The sequence below is a fragment of the Undibacterium sp. RuRC25W genome, from assembly GCF_049339825.1.
Lineage (GTDB): Bacteria > Pseudomonadota > Gammaproteobacteria > Burkholderiales > Burkholderiaceae_D > Undibacterium.
The window spans coordinates 1-16,920 of the sequence record NZ_JBMPPD010000005.1; the positions used below are offsets into that span (position 1 = coordinate 1).

General features: G+C 46.9%; 15 protein-coding genes. 1 reads left to right on the forward strand and 14 read right to left on the reverse strand.

Features of this window, described 5'->3' with window-relative positions:
- Window positions 1-155 precede the first annotated feature (155 nt).
- The 14 genes from ACO0KV_RS03930 to ACO0KV_RS03995 all read right to left on the reverse strand — a co-directional run bounded on the left by ACO0KV_RS03930 (window position 156) and on the right by ACO0KV_RS03995 (window position 15,269).
- A complete protein-coding gene (locus ACO0KV_RS03930; RefSeq protein ID WP_423040101.1) occupies window positions 156-1,718 on the reverse strand; it encodes a DHA2 family efflux MFS transporter permease subunit in 1,563 nt (520 codons plus the stop codon).
- Window positions 1,718-2,947, reverse strand: a complete 1,230-nt coding sequence (locus tag ACO0KV_RS03935) for an efflux RND transporter periplasmic adaptor subunit (RefSeq protein ID WP_423040103.1) — start codon at window positions 2,945-2,947, stop codon at window positions 1,718-1,720. The genes ACO0KV_RS03930 and ACO0KV_RS03935 overlap by 1 nt, the downstream gene beginning before the upstream one ends.
- On the reverse strand, window positions 2,947-4,467 hold the full coding sequence (locus tag ACO0KV_RS03940) for an efflux transporter outer membrane subunit (protein WP_423040105.1): 1,521 nt from the start codon (window positions 4,465-4,467) through the stop codon (window positions 2,947-2,949). The genes ACO0KV_RS03935 and ACO0KV_RS03940 overlap by 1 nt, the downstream gene beginning before the upstream one ends.
- Window positions 4,468-4,523: 56 nt before the next feature.
- Window positions 4,524-4,994 carry a MarR family winged helix-turn-helix transcriptional regulator gene (locus ACO0KV_RS03945; protein WP_423040107.1) on the reverse strand — a complete coding sequence of 157 codons (471 nt, stop codon included), beginning with the start codon at window positions 4,992-4,994 and terminating at the stop codon, window positions 4,524-4,526.
- A gap of 118 nt (window positions 4,995-5,112) precedes the next feature.
- On the reverse strand, window positions 5,113-6,846 hold the full coding sequence (locus tag ACO0KV_RS03950; RefSeq protein ID WP_423040109.1) for a PhoH family protein: 1,734 nt from the start codon (window positions 6,844-6,846) through the stop codon (window positions 5,113-5,115).
- Window positions 6,847-6,962: 116 nt separating this feature from the next.
- A complete protein-coding gene (locus tag ACO0KV_RS03955; RefSeq protein WP_423040111.1) occupies window positions 6,963-7,439 on the reverse strand; it encodes a peroxiredoxin in 477 nt (158 codons plus the stop codon).
- 44 nt (window positions 7,440-7,483) lie between these two features.
- Window positions 7,484-8,419 carry a polysaccharide deacetylase family protein gene (locus ACO0KV_RS03960; protein WP_423040113.1) on the reverse strand — a complete coding sequence of 312 codons (936 nt, stop codon included), beginning with the start codon at window positions 8,417-8,419 and terminating at the stop codon, window positions 7,484-7,486.
- A gap of 26 nt (window positions 8,420-8,445) precedes the next feature.
- A complete protein-coding gene (locus tag ACO0KV_RS03965; protein WP_423040115.1) occupies window positions 8,446-9,486 on the reverse strand; it encodes a bifunctional UDP-4-keto-pentose/UDP-xylose synthase in 1,041 nt (346 codons plus the stop codon).
- Window positions 9,487-9,547: 61 nt separating this feature from the next.
- Window positions 9,548-10,468: a formyltransferase gene (locus tag ACO0KV_RS03970; RefSeq protein WP_423040117.1), complete on the reverse strand. Its 921-nt coding sequence runs from the start codon at window positions 10,466-10,468 to the stop codon at window positions 9,548-9,550.
- A 46-nt stretch (window positions 10,469-10,514) separates the two neighbouring features.
- Window positions 10,515-11,480, reverse strand: coding sequence for a glycosyltransferase (locus ACO0KV_RS03975; protein ID WP_423040119.1), 966 nt, complete (start codon window positions 11,478-11,480; stop codon window positions 10,515-10,517).
- A gap of 18 nt (window positions 11,481-11,498) precedes the next feature.
- Window positions 11,499-12,626, reverse strand: coding sequence for a DegT/DnrJ/EryC1/StrS family aminotransferase (locus ACO0KV_RS03980; RefSeq protein WP_423040121.1), 1,128 nt, complete (start codon window positions 12,624-12,626; stop codon window positions 11,499-11,501).
- A 180-nt stretch (window positions 12,627-12,806) separates the two neighbouring features.
- Window positions 12,807-13,178 carry an EamA family transporter gene (locus ACO0KV_RS03985; RefSeq protein ID WP_423040123.1) on the reverse strand — a complete coding sequence of 124 codons (372 nt, stop codon included), beginning with the start codon at window positions 13,176-13,178 and terminating at the stop codon, window positions 12,807-12,809.
- Window positions 13,179-13,191: 13 nt separating this feature from the next.
- Entirely contained in the window at window positions 13,192-14,895 is a 1,704-nt protein-coding gene (locus ACO0KV_RS03990; RefSeq protein WP_423040125.1) for a glycosyltransferase family 39 protein, read from the reverse strand.
- Entirely contained in the window at window positions 14,892-15,269 is a 378-nt protein-coding gene (locus ACO0KV_RS03995; RefSeq protein WP_423040127.1) for an Mth938-like domain-containing protein, read from the reverse strand. The genes ACO0KV_RS03990 and ACO0KV_RS03995 overlap by 4 nt, the downstream gene beginning before the upstream one ends.
- Before the next feature lie 416 nt (window positions 15,270-15,685).
- On the opposite strand from ACO0KV_RS03995, the gene ACO0KV_RS04000 reads away from it, so the two are divergent.
- Window positions 15,686-16,915 carry a pyridoxal phosphate-dependent aminotransferase gene (locus ACO0KV_RS04000; protein WP_423040129.1) on the forward strand — a complete coding sequence of 410 codons (1,230 nt, stop codon included), beginning with the start codon at window positions 15,686-15,688 and terminating at the stop codon, window positions 16,913-16,915.
- Window positions 16,916-16,920 lie beyond the last annotated feature (5 nt).

Consider the following 16,920-nt stretch of genomic DNA (forward strand, 5'->3'; position numbering starts at 1 on the left):
TTTTCTGTCCCATACCCCGATCAATGTACGCCCTAACCACCTTAATTCGAAATTCCTTTGTATATTTGGTCATAAAAAATGCCCCCGAAAAATTTGGAACAATGTCCAACTTTTCGGGGGCACTTCATATTCGATCACCCCTTTTTTTTGAGTACTTAGTGCGCGCCGCCCGCGTCAATAGGGGCAGAAGATTTTTTCGGTTTAGTGAGCCAAACAAAGCCAATCAGTCCTAAAAACATAAAGGCGGCGAGATAAAAAATATCCGTAGCTGCCATGGTGCTTGCCTGCACCGAAATGACCCGATCAATTACTGCGTAAGCGCCAGATTCTGGTATGCCTTGTTGCCCGAGAGATTGCACCGTCTGCACAAATGCAGGAAAGCTGCTACCGGTGCTCTCAGTGATTTGGGCGTGATGTAAAGTGCTACGACTATCCCATAGGGTGGTCATAATCGACGCCCCCATACCGCCACACATAATCCTTACGAAATTTGACAATCCTGAAGCTGCTGGAATTCTGTCTGGCTTTAGACCCGACAGGATGATGGAGGTCAGCGGAATAAAGAACATTGACATTGCCGCACCTTGTATCAAGGTTGGAATCAACAAGCTAATGGTATCGACGTCCGTCGTAAATCTGGCCCTCAGGAAAAACACCAGTGCAAACAGAATAAACGCCGTTGACGCAACTTTTCTGGCATCAACCTTAGGTAAAGTTTTACCGATCACTGGTGACAGAATAATCGCAAAAATACCAACCGGCGCCATAATTTTACCGGCTTCCGTCGCTGTGTATGACAACTGTGTTTGTAACCATAGCGGCATGATGACCAGGCTGCCGAAGAATAAGCCATAACCGATTGAAATGGCTAATACGCCAGCAGAAAAGTTCCTCCCACTAAACAGTGTAAGATCAACTACCGGATGTTCCTGACCTCGTTCCCAAATAATAAAGTAGATCAGACCAACAACTGCAACGACCGTTAACAGGATGATTTCGCCAGAATTGAACCAGTCTAATTCTTTTCCTTTATCTAGCATAATCTGCAATGAGCCGACCCAGATCACCAATAAGAATAGTCCCACCTTATCAATAGGCAGAATTCTGATTTGAGACTCCCGCGTCTTGTAAAGAGCCCACGTCGCATATGCGGTAAACAAACCAACCGGTACGTTGATATAAAAAATCCACGGCCAAGAGTAATTGTCGGAGATCCATCCGCCAAGTAGAGGCCCCATAATTGGTGCAACTAGCGTTGTCATCCCCCATAGGGCAAGCGCCATTGAACTCTTTGAGGGCTTATAACTACCCAAGAGGAGCGACTGCGATAATGGAATCATTGGTCCAGCGACGGCACCTTGCAAAACACGCGCCGCAATCAGCATTTCGATATTCGGAGCCATCCCGCATAACCATGAGGAAAATACGAAAAGCAGGATGGAAGTCATGAATAACCGGACCTGACCAAATTGCATCGTAAGCCATCCGGTGAGGGGCACTGAGATCGCGTTGGCAACTGCGAAAGACGTAATAACCCAGGTTCCTTGCTGTGGGGAGACGCCTAGATTGCCTGAAATGGCAGGAATCGACACGTTGGCAATCGACGAATCTAGCACGTTCATAAACGTGGCAAGAGACAGTACTATGGTCCCTAATGCCAGTTTGGCACCCTCCAGAGGAGGGTGAGGTGCATTCGGCGTACTTTTTCCAGAGCTCATTACTTCGCCTTTGGTGAAGCTGCTGTTGTTGCCAGATTTGCATTGATGATCTGTGCAATACGCTGATCAGCATCTTTGGCCGCTTGTTCAAAAACGGTTGTCTGATAAACGGGTGTATCACCCACTTTTGGTGTAGCAGCGATAGGTGCGCCTTGTTGCTGTGAGATATTTACCTGTACCTGCATCGAAACACCAATGCGTAATGGGTGCTCAGATAATTCTTTTGGATCAAGTGAGATCCGGACTGGGACCCTTTGAACAACTTTAATCCAGTTGCCACTAGCATTTTGTGCTGGCAACAAAGCAAACGCAGAACCTGTGCCAGCCGACATGCCTAACACTTTGCCGTGAAATTCTACATCACTACCGTACAAATCAGAGTGTAAAACGACATCTTGTCCAATGCGCATGTGAGCTAACTGTACTTCTTTGAAATTGGCATCGACCCATAATGAGTTGAGTGGCACGATCGACAGTAGTGGGGTTCCAGGGGCAATGCGTTGACCAACCTGTACTGCGCGTTTAGCGATGTAACCAGTTAACGGCGCTGGTAAATTAGTACGGCTGTAAGTCAGCATCGCTTCGCGTAACTTGGATGCTGCACGCAGCACGTTAGGATGTTGTGTGACGTTTGTGTTTTCCGTCAATGCATGATTGGACGCTAATTGTTCGCGAGCGGCAATCAGGGCTGCTTCCGCAGTTTTGAGTGTGCTGCGGGCATGTTCCAATTCTTCAGAAGAGATTGCACCAGTACTTAGGAGCTGTTGACGGCGTGCCAGATCGGACTTGGCGCGGTCGACATCAGTATTGCGTAGGTCAATATTTGCTTGCAAGCTTGCATTGTTGGCAAACAGCACCTTCACTTCACGTACCGTTTGCGCTAATTGTGCTTCTGCTTGATCAAGAGTGACCTTCGCATCAGTTTTGTCCAGATCAATCAGTGGTTTTCCGGCTTGCACCAGATCTGTGTCGTCAGCATGAATAGCGACCACGGTCCCCGCGACCTGCGGCGTAACCTGAACTACGTTGCCAGCGGCATAGGCGTCTTCCGTATGTTCATAATGGCTTCCTACGAGTGTCCACCAAACTCCATAAACGATAATGGCGAGCACAAGTAACGTCGTAACGATGATCAATAATCCACGACGCTTATTGGAATCCGGCGCGGCTTCGATCGTCGGTGCAGTTGAGGATGGAGTATTTTGTGTATGTTGAGATGGAGCGTTCATTACGCTGCCTCCGGTTTGTTAGATGCAGGGGTTGCTGGGGTCGTTTGAGAATTGATTTGGTCGGTTTTGCTGTCGTAGCCACCACCAAGCGCCTTAATGAGGTTGAGGTGGCTCTCGGCACGACGGAAGGTAATATCAATGGTTTGTTTTTGCTGTGTGAGCAGGGCGCTTTCAGCCGATAATACTGGCAACATATTGGCAGTGCCCGCTTTCTGGCGCTGCTGAGCTAGTTGCAAATTAATCTTTGTTGCTTGTTCAGCCTTGCCCTGCTCATTGAGCTCAATTTCACTGGCTTTGATTGTTTGGATCTGATCAGCCACGTCATGTAAAGCATCGGTCAGACTTTGGTTGTACGTAGCTACCGCCACATCGTAGCCAGCAACTTTATTTTTCAATTGGGCGCGAAGGCGACCACCTTCAAACACCGGCAGGTGTATTGAGGGGCCTGCACCAACGATCAGGCTGCTGCTTTTAAACAAACGCTCAAGTCCGGCACCAGGGCCGATATCTGAAAGTCCTGCGAAACCAATGATATTGATGTTTGGATAAAACTGGGTTTTTGCTGCTTCAATATCACCTTGACTCGCTTCAACGCGCCAACGCGCTGCCACGATATCCGGACGCCGACTAATGAGCTCTAGGGGGAGATTTTCGGGTAGCTGAGTGTTCTGCGTTGGATGATATTGCGGACGGGGGATCATTAATCCTTGCGTCGGATCTTGTCCCATGAGCGCAGCTAGTTGGTTGCGCGTCAGTGCAATGGCAGATTCCCAAGACGAAATGTCATTTTTTAACGCGGAAACCTGAATCAGTCCTTGCTGGATGTCAGACTTGGTGTCTAGGCCTGCTTTGACCCGTTGGGCAATCAATGCATCGAATTTTTCGCGCACAGCTAATTGCTGTTTGCTTAGATCGAGTTGTGCATATTGACGGGCGAGTTGTACCCAGCTGCGTGCAACAGCGTTACTGAGCATCAGGCGCGCGCTTTGCTGCTCAGCCGCAGCGACTTGCTCCTGAGAGAGTGCACTACGCATTTCTGCTTTGTGCTTGCCCCAAAAGTCGACATCATATGAAGCGCTGAGCGTTAGTTCATTATCTGAATAGTAATTTCCAGCCAGCGGCGGCGGAATCAGACCATTTTCAGTGAAACGCTGATACGTATTTTCAAAACCAGCATTGACACTTGGTAATCTGTTGGCGCCGACATAATCACTGGCGGCGCGTGCCGCGTTGATTCTCGCAGCCGCGACCTGTAACGATGGACTATTTGTTAACGCGTTATCAATTAAGTCCTGCAGATCTTTTCCACCGATTTTTTTTGCCCATTGATTGTCTGGCCATTGACCTTTTTGTTGACCGTAGATGTCGATATTTGCAGCCTGAGATAAAGAATTGAGTTTAGCGCTGCTTTCGATTCCGCTAAAACTGACGCAACCGCTTAACATGGCAAAGGTGACAGCGCTGACAGCAAACCGCAGCAAACCGTGCGAATTTAATTGATGTTTATATTTTGGCTTCATATTGGATCATTCAACATTCAAATGTTGATGTTAAATTAATTGTCGGAGCAACGATGTTAGCGTGTTTCTAATAACCCACGATTTGCGAGCAGTTTTCTTAATAAACATTTTAGAAAACCAATTTCTTCTTGAGTAAAACCAGTGAACCCGATATCTAGTACTTCTCTGTAAATAGCGGGCAGTTTCTGCGCCAGCGCTTTTCCTTTCATGGTCAACTCAAGCTTATTGAGGCGTTTGTCGCTTGGATCAGTAATCCGCTCAATGAACCCTTTCGATTCCAACTTATCTAGAGTGCGTTTCATTGCGGCGGAGTCTATATAAAGATCACGGGACAACTCCGCTGCCGTGTTGCACTTTCCGATTGACAGCATCATAAAGACGCTGCCCTGAGAGTGAGTAATGTCCAAGGAACGAAGTGATTCGTCCACTCCTCGGGAAATCATGGTTCGTGATCTTGCGAGTAAATAGCCAACGCTATCTTCGACCTGGGTCACATCAAACGGTAAAGGAGGAATATCAACATTCATAAATACAAATTAATCGTTGCCTAGGCAATAGTCTACAACAGCTAATTTTTTTTTGCTGAACGTAAAAAAAGCGCTGCAATGCAGCGCTTTTGGTGATGATTAAAGCTTCGTTGTGTCGTTATAAAATTTCACTTGCGTGATCTGCCAAGCGAGAGCGTTCTCCTCTTGCGAGAGTCACATGGCCACTGTGTGCCCATCCCTTGAAACGATCAACGACATAGGTTAAGCCACTGGAGCCTTCTGTGAGATAAGGCGTGTCAATCTGGGCAATGTTACCTAGGCAGATGATCTTGGTGCCTGGGCCTGCACGTGTGACGAGTGTTTTAACTTGTTTTGGCGTCAAATTTTGCGCTTCATCAATAATCAAAAACTTATTGACAAAGGTGCGGCCGCGCATAAAGTTCAGCGATTTAATCTTGATTTTGGAACGAATCAGATCTTGCGTTGCTGCTCTTCCCCAATCGCCCGCATCATTGTCGGATTTGTTTAGTACCTCAAGGTTGTCGTCGAATGCCCCCATCCAAGGAGACATTTTTTCTTCTTCCGTACCTGGTAAGAAACCAATGTCTTCACCGACTGGCACCGTCACGCGGGTGACGATGATTTCATTGTAGGTTTTAGTTTCTAGTACTTGCGCTAAACCAGCTGCCAGCGCGAGCAACGTTTTTCCTGTGCCAGCCTGACCCAGCAAGGTCACGAAATCGCATTCAGGATCCATTAAGAGATTGAGCGCAAAATTCTGTTCGCGATTGCGGGATGTAATACCCCAGACGCTATGCTTGATATGGCCGTAGTCACGCAAGGTTTGCAATACGGCCGTTTTGCCATTGATCTGGCGTACTTGACCATAAAACGATGCTTCGCCATTTTTTGGTTCTAGGTAGACGAATTGATTCACCAACAAGCTAGGAATGATTGGACCCGTGATACGATAAAAAGTGCTACTCAGCCCATTTTTATTCTCTTGCCAGGTCTCGATCCCTTTGCCGTGCTTATTCCAGAAGTCATCCGGTAACTGAACGATGCCGGAGTAGAGGAGGTCGGAGTCTTCCAGTACGTGATCATTGAAATAGTCTTCTGCAGGTAAGCCCATTGCACGCGCCTTAATGCGCATGTTGATGTCTTTGGAGACTAAAACAATTGGGCGTCCAGGGAATTCGTTTTCCAGCGCGCGTACGACGGCAAGAATTTGATTGTCTGCTTTGCCCTGTGGCAGCCCCGCTGGTAACGTGCCTATTTGTAATTTAGTCTGAAAATACAGATGGCCGCCAGCGTCCTTGTTGCCCAATTTGGAAAGCGCAATACCTTTTTCAATGTCTTGGTGAGAAATGTCACCAACCAGTGCATCCAGTGAGCGTGAAACCTGACGGGCATTACGTGCGACTTCAGACATCCCTTTCTTATGGTCGTCCAGCTCTTCCAATGTAATCATTGGCAGATAGACGTCATGCTCCTCAAAACGGAATAAGGATGTTGGATCGTGCATTAATACGTTCGTATCGAGTACGAAAAGTTTAGTGACGCCCGACTTATCGGCGGCACGACTCGTGCCAGACTTGTTTGGATTTGGAGTGAGTTTGTTTTTTGCTGCTGCTACGATCGCAGGTGCGATTGCAGATGATGTGCTCACTGTGGCGACTGGTTTTTCGGTAACAGTCGGTACATGCTTAGCGATCTCCGTGGAGGTGGCGACCGCCTGTTTCTTTCTCGGCGTGCTTGCAGCGTTATCTGCTTTAGTTTTTTCAGGCAATGCAGCTTTAAGCGCTTTGGTGGGCTTGCCTTTTTCTGCTTTCGGATATTCTTTTGGCGAAAGCAAAGCGGCGGGTTTTGTCGGCATTTTTGGCAATGGCATAAAAACCTCAATCAAAAAGTGAGAGCTAAAAAAATTAAAAGCCGCTATGGCATTACCAGCATGAAGCTGGCTTTGCCATGGGCGGCTTTATTCAATATAAATTCTGGCGAGTTCAATTAGGTTTGGGCGCTCACAAATTCAAGTACGTCATCAACGTGTCCTGCTACTTTGACGCCTCTCCATTCTTTCACCAATCTACCCGTGACGTCAATCACAAACGTGCTACGTTCCACGCCGCGAACTTGTTTTCCGTACATATTCTTCATCTTCATGACATTGAACATGGTGCAGAGGGTCTCATCTGGGTCTGAAATAAGTTCAAAAGGTAGTGCCAGTTTATTTTTAAAACCTTCGTGAGAACGAAGGCTATCGCGGCTTACACCAAAAACAACCGTATTTTTCTCTAGGAACTGCGGATGTAATTCACGGAAAGCGATGCTTTCTGTAGTACAACCCGGAGTGTTGTCTTTTGGGTAAAAATAGATGACGATATTCTTGCCAGCGTATTCTTGTAGTTCAAATGCTTTGCCGCCGGTCATGGTGGCAGAAAAATCCGGTACTAAACAATTCAACGCAGAAGGGGTATCAGCCACTGTGATCTCCTTGATTATAGAGTGGAGAACTCGCTGCTCACCGTTCAGACCAGGGCGACCAGCTCTCCGGAACGTCCTGGTAAACTAGCCCAGGACAGCGAATGTACAGGTAAATCGGTGTTTTGAATGGTCTCGTAATAGGATGCCATTGAGAGACATTGATATCCTTGTTCACGCCAACCAATCAGCAATTCTTCGAATATGGGGGCGAGTTTCTGCCCTTCAAGTTCAGCATGCAGAGTAAACACATGATCTCTAGGGTCTTTTGTCAGGCTAAGGATGTGTGCAGCGATATTCGAGGTAGTAATCTCTTTGCCTGCCACCGTACGACCCAGCAATTCGTCGAGCGTTGGAAGGGTGGTCGGCATCTGAATGCACGAACAAACCTTTTCTCCGATTTTCAGCCGGTACGGACCGTAGGCAACGTCTGCAAGACTTCCATTGTCATTGAGCATGGCGCGTCCATCAGAGGCGTATTGCATGTCAAACTGATCTAGTTGCTCGAAAGCGTACTGGTTCATTTGCCAGCCAGCGGCACCATGCGTTTTTGGCGCAAAGCCAAAAATCTGCTTGAACTTTGCATTCGCCTGTTGCAACTGGTGTTGCGTCCATTCTGCGCCACGTTGACGGACATTGTCCTGCCAGACGACGTGATCCCATGTGTGAATGCCACATTCGAAACCTGCGTCCTGAACAGCGCGCATTTCAGTCACACACGATCCAATATCTGGCGCAGGCAACAGAACCCCATACATCAGGGTCTTAAAGCCGTAATGTTCAACGACCGAAGTGCGGGAAACTTTCTGAAAGAAACCTGGCCTGAAGGCCCTGCGCAATGCCCAGCCGGTGTGGTCTTTGCCTAACGAGAATAGGAAAGTAGCACCAGCTTGGTGTCGTTTTAAAAGGCGCACCAGATTTGGTACGCCTTCTTTTGTGCCGCGAAATGTATCGACATCAATCTTTAATACGATAGAAGGCATGTATGATTTATTGTTGTCGATACCAATTAATCCATCAGCGCGCGGGCTTCAGCAACTTGTGAGCGATACGCATCAAAAATATTGCGCATTGTATCTTTCATTGTTGTTACTGGTTTCCAGCCGAGCTCTTCGCATGTGTTTGTGATTTTTGGAACACGGTTCTGAACGTCTTGGTAGCCTTTGCCGTAGTAAGCTGCAGAAGTTGTTTCTGTCAGTTGTACCTTTTTAACGGATTCTGCGTATTCAGGATATTCAGTCGCCAGATCGAGCATCATGTGCGCCAACTCACGGATAGAGAAATTGTTGGTCGGATTGCCGATGTTGTAGATTTTGCCGGAAGCGATACCATCTTTGTTATCGATGATGCGCATCAGAGCGTCGATACCGTCATCGATGTAAGTGAAAGCACGTTTTTGCGCGCCGCCATCGACCAGGGAGATGTTCTCGCCGCGAACGATATGGCCGAAGAACTGCGTCACAACACGTGAGCTGCCTTCTTTTGGTGTGTTGATGTTGTCTAGGCCAGCACCGATCCAGTTGAATGGACGGAACAAGGTGAAGTTTAAGCCTTCCATGCCATAACCCCAGATCACGCGATCCATCAGTTGTTTCGCGCAAGAGTAGATCCAGCGCGGTTTATTGATTGGGCCGCAGATCAGTTCGGATTCTTCTGGGTCAAATTCTTCATCGTGGCACATGCCATAGACTTCAGAAGTAGATGGGAAAACCAGATGCTTGCCATACTTGGCTGCAGAGCGGACGATTGGCAAGTTCGCTTCGAAATCGAGTTCGAAAACGCGCAATGGTTGTTTAACGTAAGTGGATGGTGTTGCGATGGCAACCAATGGCAAAATGACATCGCATTTTTTAACATGATACTCAACCCATTCTTTATTGATGGTAATGTCACCTTCAAAAAAGTGCATACGTGGATGGTTGATCATGTCGCCTAAACGCTCGGTTTGCATGTCCATGCCATAGACTTCCCAGTCAGTGGTTTCGAGAATGCGTTTGGACAAGTGGTGACCGATAAAACCGTTCACGCCGAGAATGAGGACTTTTTTCATGGTGAGTTCTTCTTAAGTAAATGTTGATTGCTGTAATGCGTTGACGTTGGTGTTTTTGCTGTTATCCAGCTACGTGTGTCAATTGCTGCAATTCTTCTGCTGAGACGATGTTGCCATCACAGCGTAATTCGATTATTCGCAGTGCACGACCATCGCCGCACACACCGTAAATGACATTATCTACTACATGTAAGCCTGTCGGCAAATTTGCGGCGGATAAATCTGACAAACGTGCTTTTTCGATAATAAAATGATATCCGAATTGCTCAAAAAAGGCACCTGGATAGGGTGGTGCAACTGCGCGATGCAAGTTGTACACTTGATTTGCGCTCTGAGACCAGTCAATGCGACCATCCTCTGGCTTACGACCACCAAAATAGCTACCATTCGCCAGATCATTTGGTAATGGCGTGAATGTGCCACTCATGAGCTGCGGCAAAGCATGCCACAATGTTTGCTCTGCAGCAACTGTTAGCTTGCCAAAAACTTCGAATGCAGTGTCGTCTGCCAAGATTGGGACGGACGTTTGCGCAATAATTGCCCCGGCATCCGGCTTTGCAGCCATCTCGTGCAGCGTTGCGCCGGTTTCTGTTTCTCCATGTAAAACCGCCCAGTTGACTGGCACGCGTCCGCGGTATTTCGGCAGCAGAGAGCCATGCAAATTGTAGGCACCCCTTTTAGCTAACGCAAGTAAGCTCACTGGCAGCATGTGTCTGTAGTAGAAACTAAAAATAAAGTCCGGTCCGATTGCTGCTACTTTGGCAGCGAGTTCTGGTGTTGATGGATCACTTGGGGTGACTGTTTCGATACCATGTTCTTTACACAAAGCGGCTACTGAGTCGAACCAGATCGTTTCTGCTGGGTTGTCTTCATGGGTTACCACCAACTTGATCTGAATACCTCGGGCAAGTAATGTCTTAATGCAGCGGACGCCGACGTTATGGTAGGCAAATACGACAGCAGATACGGGGGGGAGATTCATGAATTATTCTTTAAAAAAGTATTTGGTCGTGATATGAGTTTGCTGATCAGCCTTTTTCTGGCTGATCATCGCTCAGATCTTGCAAAATCGTCTGTACGACGTAGCGAGGTCGGCCACGGACTTGCTGGTAAATACGTCCGACGTATTCTCCGAGCAATCCAATACCAAAAAGAATGACGCCCATCATAAAGAAAGCAATCGCAAATAGCGTGAATAATCCCTCTGCTTCTGCGCCGAAAATAAAACGACGAATTAACAGTAAGCCGACCAGACCACCTGATAGAATTGACAACACCATACCTAGCATTGAAAACCATTGTAATGGCATGATGGAAAAACCAGTCATCAGGTCAAAATTGAGACGGATCAGGCTGTAAATCGAATATTTCGATTCGCCAGCCGAGCGTTCTTCATGCTCTACGGTAATTTCTGTTGGCTTACGTGAAAATGTGTATGCAAGGGCTGGGACGAAGGTGTTGACCTCGCTGCACTGGTTCATCAAATCAATAACATTGCGGCCATACGCGCGCAGCATGTTGCCTTGGTCGGTGATTTTAATGCGCGTAATTTTCTCACGGAAGCGATTCATCGCCTTTGAAGCATAAGTCCGCCATGCGCTATCTTGCCGTTTGCGGCGAATAGAGCCAACGTAATCGTAGCCTTCGCGCATTTTGTCTACCAGAGCGCCAATTTCCTCAGGCGGGTTTTGGAGATCCGCGTCCAGTGTGACGACGATCTCTCCACGTGTTGCCTCAAACCCGGCCAGTATGGCCATATGCTGACCATAATTGCCATTGAATAAAACGACCCTAGTTACGTCTGGACGCAAACGGAACTGATCGGATAAGATCAGTGCCGTGTTGTCGCGACTACCGTCATTAACAAAGACGATTTCGTAGCTGACACCGCGTGCGGCCAGCGCGTCGAGCGCAGGATAGAGTCGCGCAAAAAGCTTCGCGAGACCAGCTTCTTCATTGTAGACAGGGATGACGACGGAGAGTTCGGGTTTCATTATATGGGCTTGCAAATTTCAAAGAAGGCGGGATTTTACCGCAGACACGACTCTTTCGACATCTTCCTTTGTCATTGACGGAAACAAAGGTAAGGTGACGATCTGTTTACCGATGCGTTCAGCGATTGGAAACATGCCATCTGTAAAGCCGCGTTCTCGGTAGTAGGTGAATAAATGGATAGCGCGGTAGTGGTAGCCTAGACCAATCTTTACATCCAGCATTTGCTGCATAAAAGTCGCACGATCAATTCGCTCAGGTAAGACAAGGTGGAACATGTGCCAGTTTGAGTTTTCAAAGTCAGCTACAGGTAATTCCGCACCAGATTGTGCTTCAAAATCAGTACCGAATTGTTCAAAATAATATTTTGCTAATTCAAGACGTTTGGCATTAAATTCTGGCAAACGTTTCATTTGTCCCAGCCCGATCGCTCCGGCGATATCCGTCATATTGAATTTACCGCCAAGGACATCTACATCGATGCCGTCGAGACCGCTACGAGTAACGCCTTGCAAACGATATTTTTCAGCAAGACGGACTTCTTCTGCATTATTCAACACCAGACAGCCACCTTCACCAGTCATGATGTTTTTATTGACCTGAAAACTGAAAGAAACGAAGTCACCAAACGAACCAATGCGTTTTCCATTCCAGCTAGATCCAATTGCTTGCGCAGCATCTTCAATGACACGCAAATTGTATTTCGCAGCGATCTCGTAGAGCTTGTCCATGTTGCAGGGCAGTCCGCACATGTGCACTGGGATAATCGCTTTCGTACGTGGCGTAATGACGGCCTCGACTTTTGCCAGATCAATGTTGTGCGTCTTTGGGTCGATATCAGCGAAGACGGGTGTGGCGCCTGTTTCAATGATCACATTTGCGGTCGCTACCCAAGAATTTGGAGTCGTGATGACTTCGTCACCTGCTCCAATACCCGCAACGCGCAACGCAATTTCCATTGTGCACGTACCGGAATTAAATGTACGAACTGGACGGCCACCGAAATATTCTGACAATTGTGCTTCTAACGCCTGTACTTTAGGGCCGCTTGTCATCCAGCCAGAGCGCATCACGTCCGCAACGGCGGCGATGGTCTCTTCATCCATGGTAGGTTTAGTGAAAGGCAAAAATGCTAATGCGTCGCTCATAACTTTCCTTATTTGCTTATGTCCTGTGCACAGCGGGGGCGCATGGGAACTGGTTAATTCGTTTAGTTCTAACTCGTTTCCTTTCCTTGACTACACATTGCAAGGTAGGAAAAGTCAGGTATTTTTAAATCTCAATTGCAACGGGTTTTCGGTGTAGATTAACCCTTTATGGCTACTTTTTTAGCTTTTTACAAGCAGTACGACACCGGAGATGATGACGCAAATTGCCAAAATCCGTTGCATCGATAAGACTTCTCCGAGAAAATACCAAGCTCCAACCGCCGCGACAATATAGCCAATAGACAGCATCGGGTAGGCAATGGAGACATCAACGCGCGACAGTCCGATAATCCACACTACAACAGAAATGACATAGCAGGTTAGACCGCCAATAATTGGTAACTGTGTTGCTAATTGCAATCCAATCGAAAACCAATTTTCTGCATTTAAATGAATAGCGCCGACTGCTTTAGTGCCAGCTTTTAATAGAACTTGCGCGACGGCATTAAGTAAAATGCCAGTGAGAATAAAGCCAAAAGTAGTGAGATTCATGATCGGAATAGTCTTATTGTTGTGAGTTAGGCGTCAGCGTAGCGATGATTACCCGCCTAGGATCTTGTCCAATAACCCGCATTGGCAAATGTCGCTGCTGAAAGTCTTGGTAGATGTCGGTGCGTACGATGGCGACGGCTGATTCATGATTAGCCTGATGTTTTAGCCATTGCTGTACAAAATCATTCCGCTTAGGAATCCACAATTCTGGTTGTTGCTCTAAGCCGAATTCCATTTCGTCTGGAAATTCAACCAAAGTCATCGTCCGTTGCAGATAAAACGGTAGGGCTTGTTCGTAACGTCCGACTGCATAAATTGGTGTCGTCGGCGTCTTCAATTCTGCCTTAATCGCGGTAACGTGAGAGATACCAGCAATATATTGACCAAACGGATTGTGTCCCAAGAATGCCACTTGTCCAGCAAGAAAGCCGCCGAAAGCCAAGCATAGAATGGCAATATCTTTACCAGACTTTTCTCTTCCGGCGAAAACCCACGCGCTAACTCCGCCAATGACGGCGATAGCACTTGCCGTCGCAATCCATGGGGCAGCATTGGCGTAGAGTGGGATATCATAAGCATCTTTACCCAAGTGGGCAATTTTACTGATGCTCGCCAGACCAATGACGCCTAATAGACCTAATAAACCAGCAGCGAGTTTGAGTGCATTTGGCTTGCAGTTCTCAATGTAGACGGCGATCATCAGAGCCAATGCTGGGAAAATTGGCAGAATATAGCCGGGTAATTTTGAGTGGGAAATGCTAAAAAAGAAAAAGAAAAAAACCGCCCAGATCAATAACATGGTCAGCGGTTGAAATCCGCTTTTCTTCTCTTTAATCCCTGTCCATATACCCTGAAGCAGCAATCCTAACCACGGAACAATACCAAGGACTAAGAATGGAAAAAAGTAATACCACACCCCTGAGCGATGATGAACATCGCTAGTGAATCGCTGGAAGTGTTCGTGAATAAAGAAAAAATGCGGATGTTCTGGGTTGCGTATGGCAATCAGAATGAACCATGGTGCTGTGATTGCGAAAAAAAGCAGGAGTCCTCGACCAAAATACAAACGTGTCCAAAGTAACCAGTCACGTGTGACCAACGTGTAAATAACCAGAACAGTCCCCGGCAACACAAAACCAATTAAACCTTTAGACATCGTTGCCAAGGCCATTCCTGCCCAGCACACTAGCATGGCATTGCGTCGATCTGACGCGCTAAGCGATTCGTGCTGACTCAGTAATAAGCCGCACATGGTGATCGCCAGCATACCGGACAACCCCATATCTAAAGAGTTGACGTGTCCCATCCCAGCCCAGTAAAAACTGGAGCCAAGGACGATGGCCGCGATCGTACCAATCCGAGCGCTAAAAATCTTACGGCCAGTATAAGCAACAGAAAAAACGCCAATTAAGCCACATAAACCAGTCCATAGCCTAGCCTGCCAGTCCCCTAAGCCGAAAGCGGCAAAGGTAAGGGCGTTCATCCAGTTTTGCAGAGGCGGCTTTTCAAAGTATTTAATGCCGTTTAAACGCAGCGTGACCCAATCCCCAGTTGCTAGCATTTCGCGCGCCATTTCTGCGTAGCGACCTTCATCTGTCGGAACGAGGGTTCGTGCACCAAGCATATAAAACCAGATACATAAAAAACTGATAGCGACAGTCCAGAGTATTGTTGGCGAGTCAAGTGGAAGTGACGTCGATTTATTTGTCTGGCTCATGCAGTTTCCATCACTAGGGCGAGTGCCACTTTGCGACCTTCGGCCATCAAAATATTGTAGGTACGGCAGGCTGCCTGATTATCCATACATTCAACACCAATCCGGCGTGACGTGAGGGCCGCGATCAGTCTTGGGTGAATAAATTTCTGTTTATTGCCTGTCCCAAGAATGACGACGTCTGGTTGGGTTTGTTCAATCTGGGTAAAGTGGTCGGTTGTCAGCGTTTCAAAGCTGATGATCGGCCATTCAATAGGCTTCGTTTCTGGGAGTACGATCAGACTATGCTTAAACGTCACCGCGTTAATTTCTACGCTGTCGGTTTCGTAGCCTGTAATGGTTTGATACTGTTGTGTTTGCGTTGAGTGCAACTTCATAATTCTGGCTCTATGCTAAGTAATGTGCCTTGCGAGTGCGGCATTGTAACTTTTTTTCTGCGATTGCCAAGCAACGGGTACGCAAACGTTGCGACTGAAAGCAGTCAAAATGCCGATTTTCAACAAATTTATTGCGTTGATCTATTAATTGCGGATGTTGTTATATGTCGCTTACCACTTGCAATCAACATAAACCAACACGCAATTCGGGCTCTTTATGCGCTATCAATATAAGTTTATAGCCTAAAAGCATAATGTTTCGTCAAAATTGCGTTTGAAAGAGAAATATTCCCAAAACAATTTGATTAAACAGCATTCCTTGTGCAAAATGCTTTGTTCGGCAGTGCAGCATACTTGTAGCGTTGTCTCTTGTAGTCTGACTATTGACATGCCCAATGATAAGAAGGAATCTGCTAGTGCGACCTATACAAAAATCACAAAAATTAGCTGACGTTTGTTATGACATTCGTGGTCCTGTGCTCGAAAAAGCCAAACAGATGGAAGACGAGGGTCATAAGATCATTAAATTAAACATCGGTAACCTAGCGGTGTTTAATTTCGATCCGCCAGACGAAATTGTGCAAGATATGATTCGCAATATGCATAATGCTGCTGGTTACACTGATTCCAAAGGCATGTTTGCTCCGCGTAAAGCAATTATGCATTACACCCAGGAAAAGAGAATTCATGGTGTAACGATCGAGGACATCTACATCGGTAATGGTGCCTCTGAATTAATTGTGATGGGGATGAATGCACTTCTCAATAATGGCGATGAAGTACTAGTTCCTGCTCCTGACTATCCTTTGTGGACGGCAGCGGTGAGCCTATCAGGGGGGAAGCCTGTACATTATGTTTGCGACGAGACTGCAGACTGGATGCCTGATATTGAAGATATCAAAAGTAAAATCACGCCAAACACAAAAGCGATTGTTGTCATTAATCCTAATAATCCGACGGGTGCTCTGTATCCGGTGTCCGTGTTACAGCAAATTGTCGAATTGGCCCGTCAGCATCAGCTCATCGTATTCGCTGATGAAATTTACGATAAAACGTTGTACGATGAAGCAGAGCATGTATCGATCGCCTCACTGGCAGATGACGTATTATTTTTGACATTAAACGGTTTGTCTAAGAATTATCGTTCATGCGGTTACCGCGCAGGTTGGATGGTGATCTCTGGTGAAAAACGGCATGCCAGAGACTATATCGAAGGGTTGAATATGTTAGCCTCGATGCGTCTGTGCGCGAATGCTCCTGGACAATTTGCAATTCAGACTGCCTTGGGCGGTTATCAGAGTATCCAAGACCTCGTTGGTCCTGGAGGTCGCTTGCTTAAGCAGCGTGATCTCGCCCATAAACTGCTGACGGCGATCCCTGGTGTCACTTGCGTGAAGCCCAAAGCGGCGTTGTATATGTTTCCGAAACTGGATCCAGAGATCTACCCGATTAAGGACGACCAGGAATTTATTCACGAGCTATTAACCGAGCAACGTGTTTTATTGGTACAAGGAACAGGTTTTAACTGGATCAAACCTGATCATTTTAGGGTGGTTTTCCTGCCAAATACGGATGATTTGACTGAGGCATTTGGCCGTATCGATCACTTTCTTGAGAGTTATCGAAAGCGCCACGGCACTAATTAATTTAA